This window comes from Paenibacillus sp. 01T431, assembly GCF_056398625.1.
The window spans coordinates 328,339-354,543 of sequence record NZ_JBFTPT010000001.1; the positions used below are offsets into that span (position 1 = coordinate 328,339).

Here is a 26,205-nt window from a genome sequence, read left to right on the forward strand (position 1 = left end):
GTTAAAATGTAAACGCTTTATTCAAAATTACGGAGGAGGCTTTTTTAAATGAAAAAGTTAACAAGCACTTTCATTTTTATGTTGGCTCTTATTATGCTCGTAACGGCATGCTCCAGCGGTGCAGGTAAAAACTCGGTTAATAATGGTAAAGAGAATACGCCTGCGAATACGGAAGGCAATAAGGAAGCGTCTACAAATGAGCCGGCTGCTAATAATTCTGAGCCTGATGGCGGGGCTGCCAAGTCCTCCATTGATCCGTCGATTGCAGGTGAAGTAACGTTCTGGACGTTCCTTGACAACAAAGAGAAGGATGCTGCGCTTCAAAAGGCGTTTAATGAAGTTTATCCGAATATCAAGCTGAAAACGATTTTTGTACCGTTCGGAGATTTGCACGATAAGCTGCAAACGACTTTGGCAGCTGGCAAAGGAGCGCCGGATGTTGCACTTGTTGAGCAAGGCCAATTTACACGCTATAGCACAGGAAATGTGCTGGAGGATTTGCTTCAACCGCAATATGATGCTGGCAAATATCAAAGCCTTGTATCGGAGTATAACTGGAACCGCTGGTCGTCCATTGACGGCAGCAAATTGTTAGGTATGCCGTGGGATGTTACACCTGCTGTAACTTACTACCGTGCAGACATCTTTGAAGAGCTGGGCTTGCCATCTGATCCAGCCGAGCTTGGCGAATACATTCAAGATCCAGACAACTTCTTCACATTAGCTCAAACGTTGAAAGCAAACGGAAAGTATTCCATGGAATGGCGTGATTCACCCGTTCACTGGTTAGGCGATTCACTTGGATACTACGACAGCGAAATGAACTGGGTTCGCAACACGGATGAGTTCGTAAAATTCCTCGATATTTCAAAACAAGTTAACCAATTGAAAATTGCTCCGCATGACGGCATCTACAGTGATAAAGGCAAGCAGCGCGTAAAAAAAGGCGAGTCCCCGATGTACGTAGCGGGAACTTACGGCGCACGTGATCTAGAAATCAACTTCCCGGATCAAAAAGGCAAATGGAAAGCTACAACAATGCCTTTTGGACTTAACGTAGGTATGGGCGGATCGACATTCGTCATTCCTTCACAAAGCAGCAATAAAGATGCAGCATGGGCATTCGTAGAATTTATTACAACGTCCGAAGCAGCTTGGAAACTATGGATTGAACAATCGGTTCAACCGGATTACAAGCATATTACAAGCCAAGAATGGTACCTGTCACATACAAATCCTTACCTCGGCGACCAAGAGGATTACAAGTTCTACAATGAGCTTGCCAGCCTCATTCCAATTAGACGTTTTACTCGTCTTGACGGTTTAGCATGGCCTTTATGGGTTGAAGGTGTATTAGCCGCACTTGATAAAAACGTTGATTCAAAAACAGCCATTCAGCAAACGCAAGAAAACATTGAGAACAAGCTGAAGGCCGAAAAGGAAAAACTGATTAAAGAGCTCGCCCAATAATTTTGCTTCCTTTATCAGAAAACCGAATCATCCTTCATTGAAGGATGATTCGGCATGATAACACAACGATACGTTTTAACATTTATCGCGAAACGATAGCTGCGCCGCCTTAAAATGACGCAAGCCGTTTACGCTAGTATGGCAAGGGGGTGCTCCTTGGTGATTCATTGGCTAAGCAAGTATAAGGTAACATTGGTTGTCATTGCCGCATTAGTCTGCTTCTTTTTATGGTGGAATAATTCAAGGGGCTACAACGATGATGCGATGGCTGGAATTGCGCTGGATGCTGGAATCGATCAATCGTCAATTTTGGAAGGTGAAGACGCCAGCAGCAAGCTGGAGCCGTCTTTTAATAAATATGTAGACAGCTGGAGTGAACAAGGAGCGTCAGATATGACGGATTTCAGCATCACGCTGTCTTCTACAGATTATGAGGGAATCAGCGAGTCAGGAACACAAATCGTTTCGGGCTTAGGTGACCAGTCAGGTCAAGCCTTGGCTCTTATAGATGAGGACAGCTGGGCGGATTATTCCTTTGAAGTGCCGCAGGATGGCTATTATCAAATGGGAATGAGCTATTACGCGATGGAGGGCAAGCGCTCATCCGTCGTTCGCAGCTTGCAAATTGACGGAAAATATCCGTTTTTCCAAGCGAAGAAGCTGGAATTCCAAAGGATGTGGAAGGAAGCCGGAAAAACATGGTTTGACAATCAGAATAATGAATTCAATCCACGCAGGGAAGAGACATTCGGTTGGCAATACCGGGAATTCCGTGATGCAGAAGGCAAAACGTACGAGCCGTTTCGTTTCTATCTGACAAAGGGCAAGCATACGCTGCGCCTTCAGGCGGTTAGGGAGCCTGCGGCAATTGGGAAAATTGACATTTACTCGCCGGTAAAGCTACCAACTTACGCCGAGGTTGCCAGCACATATGAACAGAAGGGCTACAAGAAAACAGCGGGACAGCTTATTAAGGCGCAGGCCGAGCTGTCGACCTTAAAATCCGATCCGACGCTGAAGCGTATCGAGGATCGCGAGCCGTTAACAGAGCCATTCAAAAAAGATTCTATTGTACTTAACACGTTCGGCGGCGCTAGCTGGCGAACGGGCGGACAGTGGGCGGAATGGGAAATTGAGGTGCCTGAAAGCGGTCTGTACGAAATCGGAGCACGTTATGGGCAATGGTTTCTTAACGGAATGCCAACACAGCGGACGGTAACGATTGACGGCAAGCTGCCATTTAAAGAAATGAATGAAATTTCTTTTCCTTATAAGGCGGAGTTCCAAGTTGCTAAGTTTGGCGGCGACAGCGAGAGCAATGAGCCCTATCTCTATTATCTAGAAAAGGGCAAGCATACGATTCGAATGGAGGTTCAGGTTGGTGCGCTTGGGCGAATGCTCGAGACGGTTACAGATACGACACGCAAAATGTCACTGCTCGGCCGTGAGGTTATTCAAGTTACGGGTACGAACCCCGATCCGAATGGCGACTGGCGCTTGGAGCAAAATATCGCAAACCTCGTACCGCGCCTGCAGCTTATGGCCAAGAGCTTCGATGATACGATCAAAGGCCTTTATGAGCTGGGCGTTGACAAGGGCAGCTCTGAAGTAAGTCCGCTTTACGAAGCGCGCGACGTGCTGCTCAGCATGTCTAACGATACAACCTCCATTCCAGGACGCATGCTGCAATTCAATGATTTGCAGGCATCGCTTGGAACATGGGTGAATGGGCTGAGCAAGCAGAGCTTGCTGCTTGACTATCTCATCATTAAATCGCCAGATACGGCATGGCCGAAGCCTGATGCAGGCTGGCTGGCAAGAACCGGGACGATGATTTACGACTTTACGAGCTCATTCACGAAAAACTACGGCGGTATCGGCAACGTGTATGAAGACGAGAAGGTGCTGGACGTTTGGGTAGCGAGAGGGCGCGACTGGGTCGACATTATTAAGCAAATGATTGATGAGGATTTCACCACAGAAACAGGCATCAAAGTAAATGTCAACGTGATTCCGGCTCAGCAGATGCAGGTGCTCTTGCTGGCAAGCACGGCGGGTTTAGCGCCAGATGTTGCGCTTGGTGTAGAGGGTGAAATTCCAATTGATTATGCTGTGCGCAATGGATTGGTCAACTTGGAGGAATACGACGATTACGATGAAGTGGCCGCTCGATTCAGGCCAGGTGCACTTATTCCTTACAAATATAATAACGGCAGCTACGCGTTGCCAGAAAATCAAAACTTCAACATGTTGTTCTATCGCAAAGATATTATGCAGCAGCTGGGCATCTCCGAGTCTGAAATTCCAGACACTTGGCAGGAGGTTATGGATCTTATTCCGATCCTGCAGCAAAACGGAATGGACTTTTTCTACCCGCATGCTCCGAATAATCCGGCGCTTGCGATTAATGAGTTTGCGCCGTTCCTGTTCCAGCAAAACAGCGAGTTTTACCGTGAAGACGGTAAATATTCGAACCTTGATTCGCCAGAGGCGATAAAGGCATTCAAGCTTTGGACAGGATTGTTCACGAACTTTAAAATTTCGAAGCAAGCCGATTTCTATAACCGTTTCCGTTCCGGCGAAATGCCAATCGGGGTGGCGGACTATTCCACTTACGTGCTGCTATCTACTGCAGCGCCGGAGCTTACAGGCTGGTGGGGCATGAAGCCGATGCCGGGCATCGAGCAGGAGGACGGGCAAATTAACCGTTCAACCGGCGGCCTCGCGCAAACGGGCATGATTTTCAAAGATACCGATATGAAAGAACAATCATGGGAATTTCTGAAATGGTGGACGAGTGCAGATACGCAGGAAAGATTCGGCTCCGAGCTTGAAGCGCTGCTTGGCGTAGAAGCAAGATGGAATACCGCTAATATCGAGGCGCTGAAGCGGATGCCTTGGCAATCCTCTGATATTAACGCGATTCTCGAGCAGTGGGAATGGTTCAAGGAGCGCGAGGTTGTCATTGGCGGTTACTACACGACCAGGCATATCGCGAATATTTGGAACCAAATCGTATTGAATGGCAAAATACCGCGTGAAGCGGTGGAGGAAGGCGTTAAGGAAATCGATAAGGAATTGCGCAAGAAGCGCGAGGAATTTGGTTTAAATGATGCGCCTGCATCTTCCAGTCAAGCAACTTTCAAAGGAGGCGACAGCCCGTGAAAATGAACACTGATTCAGCGGCAACCGTGGTCACTCCGGCAGCGGAACGCCTCCGCAAACCGAGCAAATTGTCTTTGCTGTGGCATGAAATGAAGAGAAACAGGGTTTCCTACCTGTTTCTCGCTCCATTTCTTATCCTGTTCACCTTGTTTACGATCGTACCGGTCGTCACTTCGGTTGTACTCAGCTTTACCTATTACAACATTCTGGAGGCGCCAAAGTTTATTGGTCTCTCCAATTACAAGCTGTTGTTTGTCGACGACGATATTTTTCTTAAGGCGATTGGCATTACGTTGAAATTTGCGTTCATTACAGGGCCAGTCGGCTATGTGATGGCGTTCTTGCTGGCTTGGCTCATCAGCCAAATTCCGCAAAAATACCGCTTCTTCTATACGCTTTGTTATTACACGCCGTCCATTACGAGCGCTACGGCGATGTCGGTCGTATGGCTCTACCTGTTTGCGGGCGACCGCAAAGGCTTGCTTAACTATTTTGCTTCGAAGCTGGGCATTATCGATGAGCCTTATTTATTTTTGCAAAATATTAATTCGATCGTACCCGTTATCATCATCGTCTCGCTATGGATGTCGATGGGGGTAGGGTTCTTGGCTTTCCTAGCCGGACTTCAGAACGTACCGAAGGATCTTTATGAGGCTGGGGAAATCGACGGAATTAAGTATAGATGGCAGCAGCTCATTTATATTACGGTTCCATCCGTAAAGCCGCAATTGCTGTTCGGCGCAGTGCTTCAGGTTGTTAGCTCATTGACCGTGTTTGATGTCAGCGTGCAGCTCGTCGGATTGCCGAGTCCGCTTTATGCAGGCCATACGATTTTGACACATTTATTCGATTATGCCTTTATCAAGTTTGAGATGGGTTACGCTGCGGCGATCGCTGTTGTGCTGTTCGTCATGATGATCGGACTAAACCGTCTCATATTCAAATGGCTAGGAAAGGACTGAACCGATATGACTGGCGCAGTGAAAGGCAGGAAGGATTGGGGAGGGTTTTTCCTTTATCTATTTCTAACGTTGTTCGGTCTCTTGATGCTTGCCCCTCTGGTTTATATGGTATCTACAGCCTTTAAACCAACAAGCGAGCTGTTCCTGTTTCCGCCGCGATTTTTCGTGAACAATCCGACATTAGTCAATTTTCGCGATTTATTGCTCATAACGGGAACGACAAGCGTTCCGTTCTCCAGGTTTATTTTTAACAGCTTGCTGATCAGCTCCTGTATTGTTGGCTTTGGCATTCTCGTATCGGCCATGGCAGCGTATCCGCTGGCGAAGCACAATATGCCGTTTCGCAGCGCTATATTCAACATGGTCGTACTTGCAATTATGTTCTCGCCAATGGTCGTGCAAATTCCGCAATATTTGCTCATTAGCAAAATCGGTTTGATCAATACGTATTGGGCGATGATTTTGCCGTATTTGGCGGCTCCGATAGGGATGTTTCTCATGACGCAGTTTTTGCGCCAAATCCCGGATGCTTTGCTGGAGGCAGCACGCATGGATGGCGCATCCGAGTGGAAGGTGTTCTGGGTTGTCGTCATGCCGATGCTGAAGCCAGCTATCGCGACCTTTGCACTATTCAGCTTTATATCAGCCTGGAATGATCCATACCCAGCAATGGTCTATACGACCGATCAGGATATGAAGTCGCTGCCGCTGGCAATCCAGACGTTAAGCGGTGGATACGGCGTCGTTGCGCGTGTCGGCACGCTTGCCGCGGCAAGTTTATTGATGATTGTGCCGACGATAATCGTCTTTATCGTAACGCAGCGCTTAGTGCTGCAAACGATGGCGCATTCAGGTCTGAAAGAGTAGGAGGACAACCGGGATGAAGCAGGTTACGATATTCCGATTCGTTGTCAGTACAGCTATCGCTTTACTGATGCTAGTTACAGCTCTACCTGTTCAAACGATCGCGGCCTCTCCTTATGAAGGGTATACGAGAAATAAGCTGGGCCAAGATGTTCACTCGATCAACGGGTACATGTATGAGAGCTCAATTGACGGTTATAACCTATCAACTGGACCATTTAGCTCGCCAGAAGATATTTTCCTTGCTGACGATGGAACGATCTATATCGTGGATACAGGAAATAGCCGGGTCGTCCATTTGGATGGGAAGCATGAGGTGCTGAACATTATCGGCGACGAAGAAGGCGACGGCAAGCTGAACGAGCCAAAAGGCGTTTACGTGAAGCAGGATGGAACCATCTATGTAGCGGATACCAAAAACCAACGAATCGCTATTTTTGATAAAAACGGGAAATTCCAGAAGCAGTTCGGCAAGCCTGAAAGTCCGCTGCTCGGAGCAACTTTCTCGTATTCTCCATCAAAGCTGCTCGTGGATAAGCGGAATTACATGTTTGTCGTGAGTGACGGAAACACACAGGGCCTCATTCAAATTGATCCAAATGGGCAATTTAAAGGGTTTTATGGTGCGAATCATGTAGGCTTCAGCTGGAGCAGATTGTTCGTTAAGCTCGTTGCAACGGAGGAGCAGAAGGCAAAATTGTCAGTCGTTAAGCCGCTCGAGTTCTCCAATGCGGTGCAGGATGAGGAAGGTTTCGTCTACACGTCCACACTTGGAACAGAAATGAACCAATTGAAGCGTTTATCGCCTGTTGGTGTGGATACGCTCAATATTGTTCCTAAAAGGTACGGTGGACGTTTTGATGCTGGCCCTTTCGAAGTACCGTCGTTTCTTGATCTAGCTGTAGATAAGGACGGTGTTATCACCGCACTTGACCTTCAGTCCAGCAAAGTTTATCAGTACGATAAGCTTGGGAATTTCTTGTTCGTGTTTGGAGGGCTCGGCGATCAGAACGGCTTGTTTATAACGCCATCAAGCCTTGATCAGTCAGCAGACGGCACGGTGTATGTGGTCGATAAAGGACGCAATCGCATCGATTTGTTCCGTACGACGCCATTTGCAGATCTGGTGCATGACGCATCGCGGTTATTCGTTGATGGACGATACAAAGAGTCGGAGGGAATGTGGAACGAGGTTTTGCATTTGAATGCAAACTTTGATCTAGCCTATCTCGCAATCGGCAAGTCTCTCTATAAAGCGGAAAACTATAAGGGAGCTATGGAGTATTTTGAGCTGGCAAGATCGCGTTACGATTACTCGGTCGCTTTCAAGGAATATCGAAAGGAATATATTAGAGAGCATTTTGCATGGATATGTTTAGCCATTATCGTGCTTATCGTGCTTTTGCGCTACATCATACCTTTTGTTTGGCGCAGAGCTTCTGCGATGCTGATAGACCGCAAGTCGGCTAAAGTGGTTCAGGTGAAGGGAGGAGTGCCTTATGATCGCAACGTTTAAAATGATGCGGCAGGTGCTCGTGCACCCGATCGATTTTTACCACGATATTCAGGAGCCGGGCCGCATTAAATGGGGGCAAGCGTTGTTCATCGTCGCGCTGGCTTATATCGCGAGAATGGTTGCCATTCTAATTACGGGGTATGCGTTCGAGACGAGAGAAACGTATGAGATCTCGTTTGTACATGAGCTGATATGGATCGTTGTGCCATGGGTAACGTGGACGATATCGAACTGGGGCGTCAGTGCGATTCTTGAAGGAGAAGGGAAATTTAAGGAAGTGTTTGTCGGCAGTGCATTTGCGCTGGTTCCTTATGCGATCTTTATTATCCCAATCACGCTGCTAACGAATATTTTGGCGCTGGATGAAAGCTCTATTTATTCGTTTTTAATCAATCTTACTCTTTACTGGGTAGGATGGCTGCTCTTGCTAAAGGTAAGAATCGTTCATGATTTTGAGCTTGGCAAAATGATCTGGATTACGGTGCTGAGCATCGTCGGCATATTAATTATTTGGTTTATTGGTATTCTGATGTTTGGCTTAATCAATCAACTCCTTAACTTTATAATCGACATGTTCAAAGAAATAAACTTCCGAAGGTAGGTGGACGAGATGAGGAAACAACGAAAATGGCTTATTATCGTGGCATTGCTGCTCGTTGTCAGCATATTCCCTCACTTCGGGAGCGTGGAAGGCGAAACCCGTGTTCAAGCGGAGGAAGACGCGGGCAAGAGTGCAACTGCGACTGCGACGGAGACGACTACGGATGAAGATGCCGCATCGGCTTCGGATTCAACAGCAGCTTCGGAGGCTCCAGCAGAAGAGTCTGCTGCAGAGACCGCGGAGCCAGCTGACCAAGGCGAAGTGAAGCTGTATCCTGTATCTGCTACAAAGCAAATTGCGGAGAACGGCAGCTACAAGATGTACATCGACGATAAAACAGGCAATGTTCGCCTCGTTGACAAGCGAACCAAGAAAGAATGGCTGGGGACGCCGCAGCTACCTAGAACGACGATGCCTAATAATAAGAAGTTTATGGATGCCGCCGTTCATGTGAAGTATACAGAGGGCTCGGATACTGTACAAACGTACTTAGCAAAGGAAAAGGAAAACAAGCTGAAGATCGAGACGATTGATGGCGGGGCGAAAGTAACCTTCCAATTCGTGAAGGAAAAGCTGGAGTTTGCGATTGAATATCGCTTGAATGAGAAAGGCTTCGAACTTTCGATTCCGGAAGCATCCATTAAGGAAGCGGGCAAAGCAAAGTTTGTAAGTATTGAGCCGCTGCCATTCTGGAACGCTGCTGCGGATACGGAGGAAGGAGCGATTTTCCTGCCGGACGGCTCCGGCGCGCTTATGAAATACAGCGCGAAGCATCCGCAGTATTTTGCGGGTTACTCCGAAATGATCTATGGCGCTGACCCGGCTTACGTTACGCAATCACATACGGATATTGATCAAATGTGGCGGCAAAAGCTTGCTCCAAAAGAAATGGTTGCGCTGCCGGTATTCGGCAATTACCGCGACGATGTAGGTTCGCTCGGTATCGTAACGAAAGGTCAATACGATGCGAAGATTAATGGAACGCCGTCAGGCATCCGCGCGATCTCCTATTACCGGACGTCGGCGGAATTTGTATACCGCTGGAGCGATGTGATTTTCATCGGGACATCGGGTGAAATCCCATTTTTCCAAGGCAACTGGATCAAAGGCGATCGGCAGCTGCGTTACGTACTGCTTCAAGACAAGGAAGCTGATTATGTAGGAATGGCACAGGCATATGGTAAATTTCTGAAAGAAGAGCAAGGAGTTAAGCCTTTGGAGCAAACGGCAGTTCCCTTTAAGGTGAAGCTGCTTGGCGGTACTTTGCGTGATGAGGTGCTTGGCAATACGTTCATTTCGATGACGACATTCGATCAAGCGCGTGAAATTATTGATGCTTTTCAGAAAAAAGGAATCGCGAATTTAGAGCTTACGTTTTCCGGATGGTCTGATGATGGTTTATATGGCGATCAGCCGGATCACTTTCCAGTGGAGAAGAAGCTGGGCGGAGCAAAGGATTTGAAGGATCTTGCCGCCTATGCCGCTAATAAAGGGGTTTCGCTTTATTTGGAAGCAAACTATGCCCGAGCAATCGCCGATAGCGACGGCATGAAGAAGTCAAAAGATGCCATTCGCGGCATGGATCGTGAAGTAGCGCCAAGTACGGACTATTATATTGGCAGCAGATGGAATGACGACAGTAGACTTTATTATTGGATGAAGCCAGAGCGTGTCATCAGCAAACATCTGAACAAAGAGCTGAAGGATTATTCTAAGCTTGGCATCTCTGGTGTCCATCTTAGCTTTTGGGGAAATACATTGTACTCCGATATCGATCCGAAGTCGCTGACAACGCGCGGCGAGACAGCATCAACTTGGGTGAAAGCTGCGGATGCTATTCGGGAGACTACCGGCGGAGCGTCAGTCGATTATGGATTTGCTTATATGCTTGGGCATATTGATGGCATTAGCGGAGCACCGCTTGATTCCAGCCATTTTATTTACAACGACGAGACGGTTCCTTTCTATCAGATTGCGGTACGCGGGCTGGTGCCTTATACGGCTAATCCAATCAATTTGCGAAATGATGCCCAGAACGAGCTGCTTCGGATGGTAGAGTATGGTGCGCTGCCTAGTCTAGAGCTGACTTATGAGCCTACAACGAAGCTTCAAAGAACGCTTGAGGATCGGTTGTGGAGCTCCGAATATAGGACATGGATTGATGATGCCGTTTCGCAATATAACGAGCTTGAGTCTATTTACAAAGCGATTGCTAATCAGACGATTGCTGATCATGAGAAGCTGAGCAATAACGTATACCAAACAACGTATGCGAATGGAACAAAGGTTATTGTCAATTACGGCAGTGCTTCAGCGACGGTTGACGGCTTATCTATTCCTGCGGCAGGATATCTCATGCAGAACGGAGGGAAATGAGCATGGGCAAAAAAATTGGACTCTCGATGAGAGGCCGCCACATCTTTGAGGGATACTCGTTCATTTCCATATGGGTTATCGGTTTCTTACTGTTCATGGTCATTCCGCTTGGCAAATCACTTTATTATTCGCTTAACAATTTAGAGGTTACGAAGGCAGGGCTAAAGGCATCTTACACGGGCTTGACCCATTACCGGGCTGCCTTTACGACTGACATCGATTTTGTGCCGCTGCTGCAAGCTACGCTGACAACGATGCTGACGCAGGTACCGCTTATTCTGATTTTTGCGATGTTCAGCGCATTGCTGCTTAATCGTCCGTTTCGCGGCCGTACATTGTTCCGCGGCATATTCTTTCTGCCGGTTATTATCGCTTCCGGCGCCATCTTGAGGGAGCTGCTGGAGCAGGGTGCTGCCCAGCTCCCGATCTTCTATCAATACGATCTTTACAGCAAGCTAAACGCTTTTATACCGGACAGCATCTTGGACCCGCTGCTTCAATATGCAGATTCTTTAACCCTCGTCATGTGGGATTCGGGCGTGCAAATATTGATTTTCATCGCGGGTTTGCAGACAATCTCGCCAGCGTTATATGAAGCAGCCAAATGTGATGGCGCAACAAAATGGGAAAGCTTCTGGAAGATTACGTTTCCGATGATTATGCCGATGCTGTTCGTCAACACGCTTTACAGCGTCGTCAACTCGTTTACCAAAACAGATAACCAAATTATGAATCACATTATGAACAATGTGTTCAAAACGAATAATTACGCTTATGGCTCGGCAATGGGCTGGATTTACTTTATTGTGATTTCGGTTGTGCTAGCGGTCGTATTCTTCATCTTCCGCAAAAGCTTGTCAGCAACCGAAGGTAGGGGGTAGAGGGCATGAATTCACCTAGCATGACCGAAAAATATGCCGACCTTCAAGGCAAAGCGGAAGAGGTCTGGAAGATTACTTGGATTAAGCGCGGACGCGGCGTAATCGGAACGATTTTCTATTATGTCGTTATTCTCAGCTTGGCGTTTGTTTTCGTTTATCCGCTGCTTTATATGGTATCAAAATCGCTGATGCGGCCGGAGGATGTAGCGGATGCTACGATTCAGTGGATTCCGAAGCAGTTTAATCTAACGAATTATTCGATCGCGAAGGAGGAAATCAACTTCTGGCCGGGACTGCTGAACAGCTCCATCATTTCATTTGGCAGCGCGATGCTTCAAGTCGTAAGCTGTTCAATTGTAGGATACGGCTTCGCACGTTACCGTTTTCCCGGTCAAGCGTTGTTTCTGGCGATGGTTGTATTTACATTTCTTGTGCCGCCGCAGACGATCGTTGTACCGTTGTTTACCTTTTTCCTTGACTTGGGCTGGGTAAATACGCATCTGCCGTTCGTTGTGCCGGCGCTGCTTGGACACGGACTGAAAGGCTCTTTGTTCGTCCTTATCTTTATTCAATTTTACCGAACGCTGCCGAATGTGCTGGAGGAAGCGGCAAGAATCGATGGCGCGGGTGCGTTCCGGACGTACTGGATGATTATGTTTCCGCTCGCGAAACCTGCCATGCTGGTTGTCTTCTTGTTCTCGGTCGTGTGGCACTGGAATGACCTGTTTGAGCCGAATATGTATTTACTCGTTCCAGAGTATTTCAATCTGGCGCAAAATATGGCTTTCTTCAACGGCAATGCGAATCTGGATCTTCAGCAGGCATCCAGCTCGGTATCCTCAGGTACGCTCGGCATGGCGCCGACGCTGCAAAACCAAGTTATGGCTGGGGTTATGCTAACGATCCTGCCGGTGCTTATTTTGTATATGTTCACGCAGCGTTATTTCGTCGAGAGCGTCGAGCGTTCCGGTATCGCAGGTGAATAGTAGGAGAGATGCAGCTTGATTGACATACGTCTGAAGAAGCTGGCTGCCATATTGCTGCTGGTATTGGTGGCAGCTGTTATCTGGATTGTCTTCAGCCAGCGGCAGGAGCCTAATATAAAGGAAACAGCCCAGCGAGATGAGCGGCAGGCTTATCAAAATTGTTTGCTGCTGCGCTACACTTTCGATCATACGGAGAAGTCGGAACTGAGCGCTTCACCGAATGAATTGCTGGACGCATCAGGTCATGATAATACTGGGACGCTGAGCGGCGGCGTGCTGCAGAAAGAGGGCAAGTTCGGAAGCAGCTTGCAGCTGGATGGATCAAGTGCCTTTGCGGAGATGCCTACGGCAATTTTGAATGGTTTGGATGAGCTGACGATATCTGCATGGGTAAACATTAACGATCTGCGAACTTGGCAGCGTATATTCGATTTCGGAAACGGAGTGGATCGTTATTTGTTTCTCACCCCGATGTCAGAAACAGGCAAGATGAAGCTCGCGATCAAGAATGGCGGCGGCGAGCAAATGATCAGCACCGAAACGGATTTTCCGGCGGACAGCTGGACGCATATTGCCTTCACTTGGTCTGGCAGCACGGGCATTCTTTATTTGAATGGGCATGAAATCGCCCGCAATGATGATCTATCAATCAAGCCGAGTGATATGGCGGGTACGACAGGCAATTATATCGGAAAATCGCAATTTGACGTCGACCCGTATTTATCCGGCAAAGTAGATGAGGTGCGGATTTATAGCGAAGCTCTATCCGCTGATGAAATTGCTGATCAACTGACTGAAGGGATGAACGATCAGGATACCGTTGCTATTGCGGTTGAATGGTTATCCCTTCCAAGCAGCAGCCGTGTTATGGAATCTTTAGAGCTGCCGCGCAGTGGACCGGGTGGCACAAGCATCGTCTGGTCCTCTGATCATGAAGAAACAGTTGCGCCAGATGGCACAGTTACTAGACCGGCAAGCGGACATGGAGATGTTGAAGCAACGTTAACGGCAATGGTCAACAAAGGAAAAGCAGCGGGGGAGAAAAAAATACCGCTTCGCATATGGGAGGAAGGGGCAGCGGATTACGCGATTTCCATTCAAGCGGATCAGACGGGCGCTCCTGTAAGTGATACCTTATATGGGATTTTCTTTGAGGATATCAATTTTGCTGGTGATGGCGGCGTGTATGCAGAATTGATTGAGAATCGCTCCTTCGAATTCGGCGATTCATTCTGGAACTGGGCGGTAAGAAAAGCTGGATCTGGAGACGGAGCAGTAGAAGTTGCGGATAAAGCGCCGCTGAACGCAAACAATCCACATTATTTATCGATGCAGGTGAGGGCTCCAGCTCTAGAAGATGAGTTTGCAATCGTAAATAGTGGTTTTGGCGGAATGGCTTTGCAGCAAGGTGAGAAATATGATTTCTCGATGTATGCAAGAAGCAGCAACCATGCAACGCTTAAGCTTACTGCTTATCTAGAAGACGATAGCGGCAAAAGGCTTGGCGAAACGACAATCACAGCCGAGAAAATGGGAACGGATTGGACGAAGCTGAAGGGGACAATAACAGCTTCTGAAACAGCTCTAAACGCTAAATTAGTGCTGGGTGCGAGTGGTAACGGTCAGATCGACGTTGATATGATCTCGTTATTCCCGCAATCCACATGGAAGAATAGGCCAGGCGGCTTGCGTGCAGACCTTGTCCGCATGCTGGCTGATTTGAAGCCGTCATTCGTAAGGTTCCCCGGAGGCAGCATCGTAGGCGGAGATGGGATAGGCAATCGCTACAATTGGAAGGACTCGATTGGAGAGCCGTCCGAACGAAAGCAAAATACGAATATGTGGGGCGGCGGCGGCTTAACGACACCTTATTATCAAAGCTACGGGCTTGGCTTCCATGAGTATTTCCAGCTAAGCGAGGATCTTGGAGCAGAACCGCTGCCTGTCGTAAATGCAGGAATGGGCGATCAATTCCGTCAGTCAGACGTAGCGCAGATAGAGGAGCTTGCTTCTTATATCCAAGATGCGCTTGATCTGATCGAATATGCAAATGGTTCTGCAACGAGCAAATGGGGAGCGAAGCGGGCGAAGAATGGACACCCTGAGCCGTTTGGGCTTCATTACCTTGCGATTGGCAACGAGCATTGGGGTACGGACTATTTTATAAGATACGAAATGTTTGCAGCTGCAATTAAAGAGAAGTATCCAACTATTAAACTTATTGCGTCTGCGGGTCCTTCGCCTTCTGGTCCTATATTTGATGATGCTTGGCGGTGGCAGAAGGATAAGCCAACAGATATCGTCGATGAGCATTATTATATGAATCCTAATTGGTTTATAGCGAATTCGAATCGTTATGATACGTATGATCGGAATGGGCCAAAAGTGTTCGTAGGCGAATATGCAGCACATAACGGCAAACGCAGCAACAGCTTCGGTTCAGCGCTGGCTGAAGCGGCGTTCATGGTCGGGTTGGAGCGGAATTCTGATGTTGTAGCTATGGCTTCCTATGCACCATTGTTCGGTAAGGAAGGGTATACACAGTGGTCGCCGGATTTAATCTGGTTCAACAATGCTGAAGTATACGGGACTCCGAACTATTATGTGCAGCAAATGTTCAGCAATCATGTTGCGAGCTCGGTACTGCCAGCTTCAATTCGCATGCGCAGCGGCGAATCGTACGAGGCGGGACGCGGCGGTAAACAAGGAGAGGAGCCGTTCTATTTCATAGCGGGCAGAGATGAGAAGACAGATGAGATCATTTTGAAAATCGTAAATGCCAATGACTATACAGTGAATGCGTCTATTGAAATAAAGGGGAAAACGATAGCCCCGCAAGGAACGAAGCTGTCGCTCCAAGCGGATATAGGTGTGGAGAATTCGTTTGCGGAGCCTGAAGCCGTGCTGCCTAAGGAGCAGGCTGTTGATGGGTTGTCTAACATATTTACGCTGGAGCTTGCGAAACAATCCATTACGGTCTTTAGGCTGAAAAATTTACCGTAAAAGGGGATGGAGAGCTAGCAGCTCGCGCCGCAAGCTCTTATTCGTTCCTTTCATAATAAAGCTTAAAGACGATGTCTTGATTGTAATTGCCAAACCCAGAGCCGAATAACGTAACGCCGCCGACATTTTCGGCGTCCTTCTCGACTGCTATGCGGAATTTCCATTGCTTGCTTAATATGTTGACATCATCAAGGGTAACATCGGATATTTGCTGACCGTCGATGAAGGTTCCGGCTTGCGTAATCTTCAGCACCTTCAACAGGCCGTATTGATTAATTTCATCCCACCACCAATCGGGGGTATACTTTCCGCGTTTGCCGCCGAAGTCGCCAGGACTCGTCCAAAGGCCGATTTTGGTGTCATTTAAGTAAAAGGAAATATCCGAAGGCCAATTGTCATTGGCAAAAGGAGCCTCGGAGGAAATTTCAAACGATATTTCGAGCTCTGTAGGCTTCTCGCTTTTCAATAAGAAGTTGGCTGTTTTGTATTCAATAAAGCCGCTGCTAAACCAAAGGATTCTGGCATTAATGCGATCAGGATCGAGAAAAAAACGCGGCTCATCGAACATGCCAATGACTTTAGCAGTCGTAGCGAGGCCGCAGGTAGGCTCCACTTCAAAGTCGGTGTAGTGACCGATGGAAATGATGGACTCATGATAAGTGCGAAGCGCTGGGCGCCGTGTTGACGGGAAATCTATCTCGATGCTATCAGTGATAAGTTTGCACATTTTCTTGGTTCCGCCGCTGCTGGAAACCATCTCGGAGCTGATTAAACCGGCTTTTTCGAGCTTTTTCACATGCATCGTCATAATGGGGCTGCTCAGCTCGAGCGCTTGTGCGAGATCCTTGATGTTCATCTCCTGCAGAGCAAGCAATTGTATGATTTTAAGCCTTACATCGCTGGCTAATGCTTCATAGATGGGTAAATGAGTATCTGAAATATCAATTTTCATACGTTCACTCCGCTCAATTTTTTAACATTGGATTCGCCATACAGCTTGTGATTGAAAATATGAAGTCGAATTCGTTAATGAAAATGTTATTCTGATATATCTTATCTATTTTATATGCAAAGAGAAACCTTGACAATTTATATTTAGTCGGTGAAACCCTTCGTATTTATAGTAATGAATCAATGAAGTTACTTTATAAAAATAGAAATATTAGCTGGAGGACTGAGAGAAACATGAGCACACAAGCATCTGAACAGTCGCAGAAGCAGCTGCGAAATCCGTTAATAGAGCAACGAGCAGATCCGTGGGTTGTGAAGCATACAGACGGGTATTATTATTTCACAGGCTCCGTGCCGGAGTATGATCGGATTGAGCTGCGAAGAGCACAAACGCTGGAAGGACTTACCGATGCTGAGCAGGTTGTGGTATGGAAAAAACACGATTCGGGACCAATGAGCCACAATATTTGGGCACCTGAGCTGCATTTTATCGCTGGAAAATGGTATGTATATTTCGCTGCCGCAAGGGCAGATGCGCCATTCAGGCATCGCATGTATGTTATTGAAAATGATTCGGCTAACCCGCTTGAGGGCGAGTGGACGGAGAGGGGCCAGATCATTACGGATTGGGATTCTTTCTCGCTTGATGCGACAAGCTTCCTGCATAATGACGAGCAATATTTAGTATGGGCGCAGCAAGACCCAGCCATTCAAGGCAATACAAATTTGTATATCGCTTCGATGAGCAATCCTTGGACGCTGAAGAGCAAGCAGGTACTGATTACGAAGCCGGAGCTCGACTGGGAAGTCATTGGTTTCATGGTAAATGAGGGAGCGGCTGTTCTGAAGCGGGGCGGGAAAATATTTATGACCTACTCCGGCAGCGCCACCAATCATAACTATGCAATGGGTTTATTGACTGCTGAGGAGAACAGTGATCTGCTTGATCCGCTCTCATGGGTAAAGACGCAGACGCCAGTGTTTACAAGCTGCCCGGAAAATAGTCAATATGGGCCAGGGCATAATAGCTTCACCGTATCTGAGGATGGGGAACAGGATATTTTGATCTATCATGCTCGCAGCTACAAGGATATTGAAGGCGATCCGTTATTTGATCCTAATCGTCACGCCCGCGCCAAGATATTTACGTGGAACGCTGATGGAACCCCTGATTTCGGGAAGCCGCCGGCTGATAATTTGTAGTGAATAGGCAAGAGCCGCCTGTAACAGGGCGGCTTTTGTTTATTAATTGATAATAAAAAAGCTGCAAGGATGGCAGGGTGCCATCCTTGCAGCTTTTATAAAATTATACAGCTTGCAAGCCAGCTTGGTTAAGCATGTTCCATGGCTTGTTGTAATGCGGCTGGAAGAAGAAATCGACGTAGCTTAATTCCTCCATCGTCATTCCGTTCTGGATGCAAACCGACAACGTATTAATCGACTGGGTGAGATCAACCTTCGATAACACCTGTGCGCCAACGATTCTGCCGCTATCCGCTTCATATACGACCTTTAAAGTCACTTGCTCAAAGGTAGGCATGAACTCAAGTCGGTAGCTATCAATGATTGTGACATTTTTCACATTCATTCCCGCAGCAAGTGCGCCTGTTTCCGTTAAACCAGTCGATGCAATGTTATAATCGTAAATTTTTATACCCGACGTGCCTTGTGTTCCGAGATATCTGACCGTTGGTTTCATCAGGTTTTTGGCAACGAGCGTTCCCATGCGGACAGCGTTTGTGGCTAAAGGAATATAGGCGTTTTGCCCTGTTGGATTATAGTGGATGGCACAGCTGTCGCCAGCAGCAAATACATCAGCTTTGCTCGTTCTCATATAATCATCCACAATAATTGCGCCGTTTGGAAGCATGTCAACTTGGCCTTTCAGCAGCTCAGTGTTAGGACGGAAACCGATGCAAAGCACGACGAGATCTGCTTCATATTCTCCAGCTGTCGTGATGACCGTCGTTACATGGCCCTCGCTGCCCTTGAACGAAGTAACCGTCTGGCCAGTTGCGATGGTTATCCCTTTATCAACCAACGCTTGCTCTGTAACATCTGTAAATTCGCGATCCAAGTATTTATATAAAATGCGTTCCATATTGTCGATTAAGGTTACCTGTTTGCCAAGCTGTTCAAATGCTTCTACGAGCTCAATACCGATGTAGCCAGCTCCGATAACTGCAATGCGGTTCGCTGTTTTTGCTTTCTCGATAATTTCTTTCGAATGGTTGTAGTTTTTGCAAAGAACGATATTTTCAAGCGCGATGCCTTCCATTTGCGGAATAATCGGCCACGAGCCTGTTGTAACAACGAGCTTATCGTAGCTTTCAGTAAATTCGTCGCCAGTTACAAGATTGCGGACCTCAATTTGTTTGGCATCCGTATCTACTGCAAGCACATCATGTCGCATATGCGTCTTCACGCCAAGCTCAGCGAGCTGCTCGGGCGAAGCATAAAATAACTGCTCAGCATTTTTTACTACACCGCCAACATGCAGTGCGATGCCGCACGATAGAAACGAGATATTGTCATTCCGTTCATAAACGGTAATGTTGGCCTCCGGGTAAAGTGCAGCCATTTGTTTAATTGCAGCCGTTCCTGCATGTGTACAGCCAATAACAGCAATGTTCATCGTCATAAAAAACGCCTCCTATGGGATGTGTAGAGGGTAGTCTGCTATGGCAGCCGCCCAAACAACGTGAATTAATTCACAATATGCTATACAGTGTGAAAAGATTCACAACCTTTGATTGCTTTTATCATATTCGCTTTTGAGAAAATTGACAAGGGGTGTTCAAGCTGTTTTTACAGTATTGATTAAATTTTCAGATTATTTGACACGTTTTGTCCACAACTTCCACAGTAACCATTTATCCATACGATTGGATGATAATAAACTAGAGCAGGGGCTGTGAATCATCAGAGTATAAAATCTGTTTTTATTCGTTTATGGCAATTGGGCTATCAAATGTTCAGGATGGAGCAGCTTTGTGTAGGGGCTTGTTATGTAGGTATTAAACCAAAAGGCATGGAAAACTTTTAAGCCAGCGTTGTATGCGCCATCCAGCTCGTTAGAACCGCCATCGCCTACAAATACTGCATTTTCGGGTAATACGCCTAACCTGTCACAGGCTAGTTGATATATACGTATGTCTGGTTTGGCTAAGCCAACTTCATACGAGAAAATGACATCATCAAAGTAGGGAGCAAGCTGGCTAGCTTTCCACTGGCGAATTTCTTCTTCTGTACAATTGCTAATAAGCCCTATTTTTATGTGCTTGCTTTGCAGCTCTTTCAGCATGGCAAGAACAGCTGGCTGAATCGTTAAAAATGGAGCCTGTTTTTCATCGATTCTTGTTCGATACAAGTGCTCCACTATTTGTTCGTTGTAAGGTAAATTCTGCTTCTCCAAAATGTCTCTCATCACTTCAATGAAGTTAATATATTGTCCGGTCATTCGTGCTTCTTGCCGTTTACGCCATTCATTCTTGAAATCGCCATGATTCATGCCGAGAAGTGCAGCATCGTCCGTGGATCTATTGATGGTGCGCTTGCCATCCGTAAATTCAGTTATCAACGTTTCAAATAAATCGAAAAAAATAGCTTTAGTGTTCAGAGGAATCAGCTCCATTTTTCAGATTTTCAAAAAAATCCTGCCGTTGTTCCGTTGACTATTATTTCGTGAAGCTGCTGTATTTGTCCTCTTGATGGAGGTAAGCGGTTTGGATTTTCATTTTGCTTCGATTTGCTTTAAACTCTTTAGGTAAAAGGACAGGCTAAGGAGGCATTCAAAATGAAAGCAGCATACGAGGATAAGGTTGTACTCATAACAGGCGCTGGGGCTGGTATTGGACGAGCGCTTGCACTAGCTTATGCGGAACAAGGAGCACTGCCTGTATTAGTGGATAAAAACGAAGAAGGACTGGAGCAGACTGGCTTGCTGCTGCAAGAGGCAGGTTATGATTCTTTATCTCTTTCTGCCGATATGAGCGAGCCTGATGCCATTATTAAAATGCTGCGTGATTTGGAAACGATTGTCGGGAGATTAGACATCGTCATAAACAACGCGGGGTTTGGCATATGGAAGTCGCCATACGACCTATCCATTGATGAATGGGATAGCGTTGTGAATACGAACCTGCGCGGGACGTTTGTCTGCTCGCGTGAGGCTGCCAAGTTGATGCGGACAACCGGCGGTGGAGCTATCGTAAACATTTCTTCTACGAGAGCAATGATGTCAGAACCGAATTCAGAAGCCTATGCGGCATCCAAAGGCGGGATCCTATCGCTAACCCACGCGATGGCGGTTTCGCTCGGCCCAGATCATATTACGGTTAACGCAATATGTCCAGGTTGGATCGAAACGGGTGATTACAGCAAGCTGCGCCCAGAGGATCATGAGCAGCATCCGTCTAAGCGGGTAGGGAAACCGGAGGATATTGCACGGGCATGCCTATATTTAACAGATCCTCAAAATGATTTTGTAACCGGAACCCACATCACAATTGATGGCGGTATGACTAGAAAAATGATTTATGAGGAGTAATTTGACGGGGGATGTAGAGCGAGTGTAATGGCATAAGGGCGGAGGTGTTGGGGCAGATCTCGTAGTGTGTCAGCGCCGTATGGAGTATATTGGTTTAACGAAAAGAGGCAGTCTCAAAAGCAGTTTATCTGCTTTTGAGACTGCCATTGCTTTTTATAAGCAGTTATTATCATAAAAACAGCCTGACTATGAGGGAGAGAAAATAAGACTATTTTCTAGATCATTTTTTACAAAGGTGCGAAGTCCATGCTTATGTGTGAAACCCCATCTTTAACTGTTACGCCTGCGCCCCTAGACTCCTCGATAAACAGCTGGATGCATCATTGGTGATCTAGACCAAGTGTAACCTGAAATGAAGCCATGAATAAATACTCCTCTCTAGAATGGTTTAGGCAGCTTCTGCGAGATGAGTATTTACTTCATGGCTTACTTTTTATGAAATCCTTCATATTACACAGGACTCAACTTCCAAACGCTTCGTGGATAGAAAGGTGACCTATTTTAGACTAGTGGTTGCCAGAAAGAGCACGGTAGGACAGATGCGTAATACGGTAATGAATTGTCCGAGAAGCTTTTTACCTTCTAGGATAACCCATGTATTGAATACTTTTTTATGCTAATGAATCAACCAGGGTTTGCGCCATCAGCTAACACGAACAAGCTTCCATCTTTGGGCGCCGTTTCCGAGATCATCCCAGATTTGAACGTTTGAACCGTTGGCTGTGCCAGAAGCAGCGACATCCAGCGCCCTATTGCTGAGTGAGTGGATAAGCTTGAAGTAAGCGCTCCCGGTATCGATGATCTTCCAATGCAGGTTATCTGAGTTCGCATAATCCCAGATTTGAACATTGGTGCCGTTAGCTGTTCCTGCCCCGCTGACATCAAGCGCTTTGCCGCTGTTCGTGTTAATGAGCTTGTATGCTCCGCCCCCGACATGCGTAATTTGCCAGAGCTGATTTGCCTGATTCGAACCCTCCGTCCAAATTTGCACATTGGAGCCATTCGTTGTTCCCCAAGCATCCACCTCAAGCGCTTTGCCGCTATTTGTATTGATAAGCTTGTATACACCGCCTGAAACGACACCATTGTAAACATCGTTGCGAGTAAACTCAACCCGGTCAATATCGACCCATTGGCTCGCTTGGCTGTTTGATGTGAAAAAGCCTATGGTTGCTTGCCCGTTTACAACTGCGATGTTCGAGAGTGTAACCGGCGTCCAAGCCGTGGTTACGGGGCAATTGGTTTGACGCGACGTTCCGCCAAAATCTTTTACTTCCATTACGCAAGAATTTTGACCGCCGCTGCTCCGCATATACGCACGCAGTGTATAGCTGCCATTATCAAGCCCGCTAATCGTTTGGCCAACATAAGCCGATGCAGGTCCGCTCGTTCCGGCTAGTCCGATAAAATAATTGCCCTGGGCGGCGGGTACACCGACACCATCGTTTGTGCCATGTACTTTAATTCGAGCGGGGAAATCATCGCCAAATGTCGTCCAGCCGCTTACATTTGCCGTTTCAAAGCTCCAATTTGTTACTAGGTTTGTGTTCGATGGTGTAACTGCATGACCAAATCGAATATACACTCCGCTGCTTGGATAGTCTGCACTCGTCGCTGCAAGGACGTGAGTAGAATCTATGGGCAGCAAGGCATTCCAATTGGAGCTGGTCGAGTCGCTTACTGGGAAAATATTAGTCCGATATTGCCAAGTTGCACCATTGTCTGCGCTAATCATCGTGTACATGGAGGAGAAAGCGTCGCCGGTATTCGTACTGTCATTGTCCGTTTGAAAAGAAGCAAGCAAGCGGCCATCTCCAAGCTTAACAACAAAAGGCGCACCAGCTTTTTTTCCGGCTTTGGAAGGAACATAAAGGGTTTGACGAGGAACGTTCCAGTTATAACCATCCGACGATATTTTATATTTTATAACAAAAGGATGACCTGCGACGTCGGTCGCTTCCAACACTAGGATGTATTGGCCATTAGCCATTTGGGTAATAACTGGCATTCCATCTCTAGAGCCTGCGGCAACACCGTCGCTGACAATTATTTCGCCGCTCCAGCCGTTACCGGTCCATGTTTTCATAATAAGCTTCTGAAGGCCTGTATTGCCTACAGTGGCAGGACTATCATCCGCATAATATACAGCTATTGTATTGCCAAGCATTTGAAGATGCGGTTCCCATAATCCTTTGAACGAGTTTGCTGTCGCAGAGCCGATTTGGCCGTTCGTTAAATCTGACCAAGTGCTGCCGCCATCGGTGCTTTTTTTGGTTTTTAGGTAAGTGTTATAAATCGAACCCGATTGCACAACAAGGCGATACGATAGCCAAATCTCGCCATTCGGCAACTGAAGCATTTGGCCATTACCTACATTACCGCTGGAATCAGCTGCAGCTTGTATGGCAGGAGACCAGGTATGACCGCCGTCCGTGCTGCGAGAAAGCATAATTCTTGTATTGCCCCCGCCTGCATTCGTATCGAAAGAGGCTAAAATATCGTTATTGTTCAGCTTTAGCAGCCGTGGATACCATACTCCGCCATTTTGAGGGGTGAATACGGTTGCGGTATTTGAGGGCCAAGCTAATCCAGGAGCTGCAAAAGCTTGAAAACCAGGGAGCAGAATACTGATTATAAGAAGCAAGCCAATCCATAAAGCGGTTATTCTAACCTTGCTTTGGACAAACATGTGAAACCATCTCCTCTTATTGTTTTGTAAGCGCTTCAAAACGGATTATAGAATATATTAGTATTTAAATATATACTAAAGTTAGTATATCCTGTGCTTTAAAAACGCTGGAATGATAGAAGTTGAATGAAAATGCAGAAGTTTTCGTTTGAAAATGGGGTTATAGACTGATTTTTAAGGTGAAGCATTAGTTGAAAGAACATAATTTCTTATTTTTTATACTAAATAGAGTATTTAAAAGTATAACAATATAATCTAGAATGAGTTCATCAAGGAAGCGCTTGCAAAAAAAGGGAGGCGTCAAACGAAATGAATAGAAAATTATCCGCGAAGCTTGGACTTGTAATGCTATTATGCTTTGGAATGCTGCTATCGGCTTGTTCATCAGGTGGAAATGGCAACAGCTCTGCTACAAATGGAAACACGGGGAATAAAGGTGATGCAGCAACAAACGCACCGCAAGAAAAAGTAAAGATTTCGTTTATGGGTCATGGCAGTCCGCAGGAGAAAGATATATTTACGAAGCTGATCAAATCGTACGAAACGAAATATCCGAACGTAAAGGTAGAGTACACAAGCGTGCCGCCTGCTGAATACAATCAGAAGCTGTCTACGCTGGTTGCATCGGGTAAAACACCGGACGTATTTTATGTATCGGGCCCGCAGTTTTACAAGTTTGCCGAAGCAGGCACGATTCAAAACCTGCAGCCGTTTCTAGAATCGACCGAGCTGTTCCAAGCGGATAACGTATGGAAGCAAGCGCTTGATCGTTACCGTTTTGACGGCAAGCAGCTGGGACAAGGGGATTTGTACGGATTGCCGAAGGACGTAGGTCCATGGGCAATGGCATACAACAAAACGATGTTTACCGAAGCTGGGCTTGAATTGCCGCCGGCAGAGGTTGGCAAATGGACATGGGACAACTGGCTTGATGCAGCGAAGAAGCTGACGAAGGATGAGAATGGCGATGGCAAAGTCGACATTTATGGCGGAGCCAACTTTACACTCGAAGGCGCGGTATGGGCAAGCGGAGGCGACTTCATCGATTATACAACAGGCAAAGTAACGATTGATACACCGGAATTTGCAAAAGCAATGCAATGGGTAGCAGATCTGCGCGTCAAGCACAATGTATCGCCGTCGCCGGAGGATGAGAAAGCGATGAATTCGTACTCGCGATTTGTAGCCGGCAAAGTAGGCATGTTCCCAATGGGACCATGGGATCAACCGGGATTTTGGGATTTGCCGTTTGAATGGGATATCGCGGCATGGCCGGTGAATCCGGAGACAGGCAAAGCAGGGACGTGGGTTGGCTCAATGGGTTACTCAGTATCCAGCAAATCGAAGCATGCACAAGAAGCGTTTAACTTAGCAGCATTCCTTGCACTGGATAAAGAAGGACAAAAGCAAAACTACGAGCTTGGGCAAGCGGTGCCAAACTTGATTGATATGGCAAAAGGCGAGTTTGTAGCGTATGACAAAGCACCAGCAAATCGTCAAGTTTTCCTTGATATTATTGAAGATTATGGTCATCCGCCAATTGATTTCGGTTCGAAGGATACGAAGTGGATCGATACGATGTGGCAAGAGGCAGGCAAAGTGTGGGACGGCAAGATGACAGCTGCGGACTGGGCGAAGGAATTGCAGCCGAAGCTTCAAGAGCTGTATGATAAGGGCAATAAATAATAGAATTATGCAATAGTGAGGTTAAAGGGTTGTTTCTAAAGTAGATCATTCTACTTTTGGAACAGCCCTGTTTTTTTTGATGAATCTTAGGGAGGACGATGTCCTTCCATGTATCATACCTATAGCTTACGAACCCAGTAGGTCTTATTTAAATCATTTATTATGGATTAAAAATGTAACGAACTCCATAATCGTTATTTCGAGAAAAGCAGCTCATGACACCTTACAAAACGTGATATAACGTTAATCAGGTTCGTTAAAATGAAATAAAAGTAGTTTTCAACATAATAAGCGTAATAGAGTTCGTTAGAGAAATGACTCGTGGATATTGTGCATAGCCGACGAGACCAATAATTGAATCTGAGAGGAACAGTCCTTTTAGATAACGTAGATCAATTTTCACTGAGATGATCGGGGGTTTAAGTTTATGCCTTCTTGTATTCTCTAAGAGATCTCGCTCATCATTATAAAAGATCACCAATTATTCCGTTGCAGACAAAATAAAA

Annotated in this window: 17 protein-coding genes; 13 read left to right on the forward strand and 4 right to left on the reverse strand. The window is 46.6% G+C overall.

The window, feature by feature from the left end; translation table 11 throughout:
* Nucleotides 1-48 precede the first annotated feature (48 nt).
* The 10 genes from AC1DM9_RS01455 (at nucleotide 49) to AC1DM9_RS01500 (ending at nucleotide 15,824) form a co-directional block, all read left to right on the forward strand.
* Nucleotides 49-1,470 carry an ABC transporter substrate-binding protein gene (locus AC1DM9_RS01455; protein ID WP_441882681.1) on the forward strand — a complete coding sequence of 474 codons (1,422 nt, stop codon included), beginning with the start codon at nucleotides 49-51 and terminating at the stop codon, nucleotides 1,468-1,470.
* A 159-nt stretch (nucleotides 1,471-1,629) separates the two neighbouring features.
* The gene (locus AC1DM9_RS01460) at nucleotides 1,630-4,635 is read left to right on the forward strand and encodes an extracellular solute-binding protein (RefSeq protein ID WP_477578146.1); all 3,006 of its coding nucleotides are present in this window, start codon (nucleotides 1,630-1,632) and stop codon (nucleotides 4,633-4,635) included.
* Nucleotides 4,636-4,637: 2 nt separating this feature from the next.
* Nucleotides 4,638-5,597 (forward strand): carbohydrate ABC transporter permease, encoded by a 960-nt coding sequence (locus AC1DM9_RS01465; RefSeq protein WP_076267399.1) that lies wholly within the window; start codon nucleotides 4,638-4,640, stop codon nucleotides 5,595-5,597.
* A gap of 6 nt (nucleotides 5,598-5,603) precedes the next feature.
* A complete protein-coding gene (locus AC1DM9_RS01470; RefSeq protein ID WP_256710834.1) occupies nucleotides 5,604-6,464 on the forward strand; it encodes a carbohydrate ABC transporter permease in 861 nt (286 codons plus the stop codon).
* A gap of 13 nt (nucleotides 6,465-6,477) precedes the next feature.
* Entirely contained in the window at nucleotides 6,478-7,977 is a 1,500-nt protein-coding gene (locus tag AC1DM9_RS01475) for a hypothetical protein (protein WP_477578148.1), read from the forward strand.
* Nucleotides 7,961-8,578 (forward strand): YIP1 family protein, encoded by a 618-nt coding sequence (locus AC1DM9_RS01480; protein ID WP_076267169.1) that lies wholly within the window; start codon nucleotides 7,961-7,963, stop codon nucleotides 8,576-8,578. The genes AC1DM9_RS01475 and AC1DM9_RS01480 overlap by 17 nt, the downstream gene beginning before the upstream one ends.
* A 9-nt stretch (nucleotides 8,579-8,587) precedes the next feature.
* Complete coding sequence (locus AC1DM9_RS01485) at nucleotides 8,588-10,954, forward strand: DUF5696 domain-containing protein (protein WP_477510408.1); 2,367 nt, start codon at nucleotides 8,588-8,590, stop codon at nucleotides 10,952-10,954.
* A gap of 2 nt (nucleotides 10,955-10,956) precedes the next feature.
* The gene (locus tag AC1DM9_RS01490) at nucleotides 10,957-11,835 is read left to right on the forward strand and encodes a carbohydrate ABC transporter permease (RefSeq protein WP_477510409.1); all 879 of its coding nucleotides are present in this window, start codon (nucleotides 10,957-10,959) and stop codon (nucleotides 11,833-11,835) included.
* Between the two features lie 5 nt (nucleotides 11,836-11,840).
* A complete protein-coding gene (locus AC1DM9_RS01495) occupies nucleotides 11,841-12,821 on the forward strand; it encodes a carbohydrate ABC transporter permease (RefSeq protein WP_477578151.1) in 981 nt (326 codons plus the stop codon).
* Between the two features lie 15 nt (nucleotides 12,822-12,836).
* Nucleotides 12,837-15,824 (forward strand): LamG-like jellyroll fold domain-containing protein, encoded by a 2,988-nt coding sequence (locus AC1DM9_RS01500; RefSeq protein WP_477578153.1) that lies wholly within the window; start codon nucleotides 12,837-12,839, stop codon nucleotides 15,822-15,824.
* 37 nt (nucleotides 15,825-15,861) lie between these two features.
* Here AC1DM9_RS01500 and AC1DM9_RS01505 read toward each other — a convergent pair whose 3' ends face one another.
* Nucleotides 15,862-16,776: an ArsR/SmtB family transcription factor gene (locus AC1DM9_RS01505; protein ID WP_441882668.1), complete on the reverse strand. Its 915-nt coding sequence runs from the start codon at nucleotides 16,774-16,776 to the stop codon at nucleotides 15,862-15,864.
* Nucleotides 16,777-17,009: 233 nt separating this feature from the next.
* On the opposite strand from AC1DM9_RS01505, the gene AC1DM9_RS01510 reads away from it, so the two are divergent.
* Nucleotides 17,010-17,978, forward strand: a complete 969-nt coding sequence (locus AC1DM9_RS01510; RefSeq protein WP_441882666.1) for a glycoside hydrolase family 43 protein — start codon at nucleotides 17,010-17,012, stop codon at nucleotides 17,976-17,978.
* 103 nt (nucleotides 17,979-18,081) lie between these two features.
* Here the strand turns inward: AC1DM9_RS01510 and AC1DM9_RS01515 are convergent, their stop codons facing one another.
* Together AC1DM9_RS01515 and AC1DM9_RS01520 are read right to left on the reverse strand one after the other, a co-directional pair.
* Nucleotides 18,082-19,410: an FAD-dependent oxidoreductase gene (locus tag AC1DM9_RS01515; protein WP_477578388.1), complete on the reverse strand. Its 1,329-nt coding sequence runs from the start codon at nucleotides 19,408-19,410 to the stop codon at nucleotides 18,082-18,084.
* A gap of 315 nt (nucleotides 19,411-19,725) precedes the next feature.
* The gene (locus AC1DM9_RS01520) at nucleotides 19,726-20,409 is read right to left on the reverse strand and encodes an HAD family hydrolase (RefSeq protein ID WP_477578156.1); all 684 of its coding nucleotides are present in this window, start codon (nucleotides 20,407-20,409) and stop codon (nucleotides 19,726-19,728) included.
* 162 nt (nucleotides 20,410-20,571) lie between these two features.
* Between AC1DM9_RS01520 and AC1DM9_RS01525 the strand changes: the two genes are divergently transcribed.
* Nucleotides 20,572-21,324: an SDR family NAD(P)-dependent oxidoreductase gene (locus AC1DM9_RS01525; protein WP_441882661.1), complete on the forward strand. Its 753-nt coding sequence runs from the start codon at nucleotides 20,572-20,574 to the stop codon at nucleotides 21,322-21,324.
* Nucleotides 21,325-21,967: 643 nt separating this feature from the next.
* On the opposite strand, the gene AC1DM9_RS01530 is transcribed toward AC1DM9_RS01525, so the two are convergent.
* Nucleotides 21,968-24,013 carry an RICIN domain-containing protein gene (locus AC1DM9_RS01530; protein WP_477578158.1) on the reverse strand — a complete coding sequence of 682 codons (2,046 nt, stop codon included), beginning with the start codon at nucleotides 24,011-24,013 and terminating at the stop codon, nucleotides 21,968-21,970.
* A 309-nt stretch (nucleotides 24,014-24,322) separates the two neighbouring features.
* On the opposite strand from AC1DM9_RS01530, the gene AC1DM9_RS01535 reads away from it, so the two are divergent.
* Entirely contained in the window at nucleotides 24,323-25,699 is a 1,377-nt protein-coding gene (locus AC1DM9_RS01535) for an ABC transporter substrate-binding protein (protein ID WP_477578160.1), read from the forward strand.
* The last annotated feature ends 506 nt before the right edge of the window (nucleotides 25,700-26,205 follow it).

What these genes read in the sequence shown, in the direction of transcription:
- AC1DM9_RS01455 (WP_441882681.1), top strand. Translation starts at nt 49, where the DNA reads ATGAAAAAGTTAACAAGCACTTTCATTTTTATGTTGGCTCTTATTATG.
- AC1DM9_RS01465 (WP_076267399.1), top strand. Translation starts at nt 4,638, where the DNA reads ATGAACACTGATTCAGCGGCAACCGTGGTCACTCCGGCAGCGGAACGC.
- AC1DM9_RS01470 (WP_256710834.1), top strand. Translation starts at nt 5,604, where the DNA reads ATGACTGGCGCAGTGAAAGGCAGGAAGGATTGGGGAGGGTTTTTCCTT.
- AC1DM9_RS01475 (WP_477578148.1), top strand. Translation starts at nt 6,478, where the DNA reads ATGAAGCAGGTTACGATATTCCGATTCGTTGTCAGTACAGCTATCGCT.
- AC1DM9_RS01480 (WP_076267169.1), top strand. Translation starts at nt 7,961, where the DNA reads ATGATCGCAACGTTTAAAATGATGCGGCAGGTGCTCGTGCACCCGATC.
- AC1DM9_RS01485 (WP_477510408.1), top strand. Translation starts at nt 8,588, where the DNA reads ATGAGGAAACAACGAAAATGGCTTATTATCGTGGCATTGCTGCTCGTT.
- AC1DM9_RS01490 (WP_477510409.1), top strand. Translation starts at nt 10,957, where the DNA reads ATGGGCAAAAAAATTGGACTCTCGATGAGAGGCCGCCACATCTTTGAG.
- AC1DM9_RS01495 (WP_477578151.1), top strand. Translation starts at nt 11,841, where the DNA reads ATGAATTCACCTAGCATGACCGAAAAATATGCCGACCTTCAAGGCAAA.
- AC1DM9_RS01505 (WP_441882668.1), bottom strand. Translation starts at nt 16,776, where the DNA reads ATGAAAATTGATATTTCAGATACTCATTTACCCATCTATGAAGCATTA.
- AC1DM9_RS01510 (WP_441882666.1), top strand. Translation starts at nt 17,010, where the DNA reads ATGAGCACACAAGCATCTGAACAGTCGCAGAAGCAGCTGCGAAATCCG.
- AC1DM9_RS01515 (WP_477578388.1), bottom strand. Translation starts at nt 19,410, where the DNA reads ATGAACATTGCTGTTATTGGCTGTACACATGCAGGAACGGCTGCAATT.
- AC1DM9_RS01520 (WP_477578156.1), bottom strand. Translation starts at nt 20,409, where the DNA reads ATGGAGCTGATTCCTCTGAACACTAAAGCTATTTTTTTCGATTTATTT.
- AC1DM9_RS01525 (WP_441882661.1), top strand. Translation starts at nt 20,572, where the DNA reads ATGAAAGCAGCATACGAGGATAAGGTTGTACTCATAACAGGCGCTGGG.
- AC1DM9_RS01530 (WP_477578158.1), bottom strand. Translation starts at nt 24,013, where the DNA reads ATGTTTGTCCAAAGCAAGGTTAGAATAACCGCTTTATGGATTGGCTTG.
- AC1DM9_RS01535 (WP_477578160.1), top strand. Translation starts at nt 24,323, where the DNA reads ATGAATAGAAAATTATCCGCGAAGCTTGGACTTGTAATGCTATTATGC.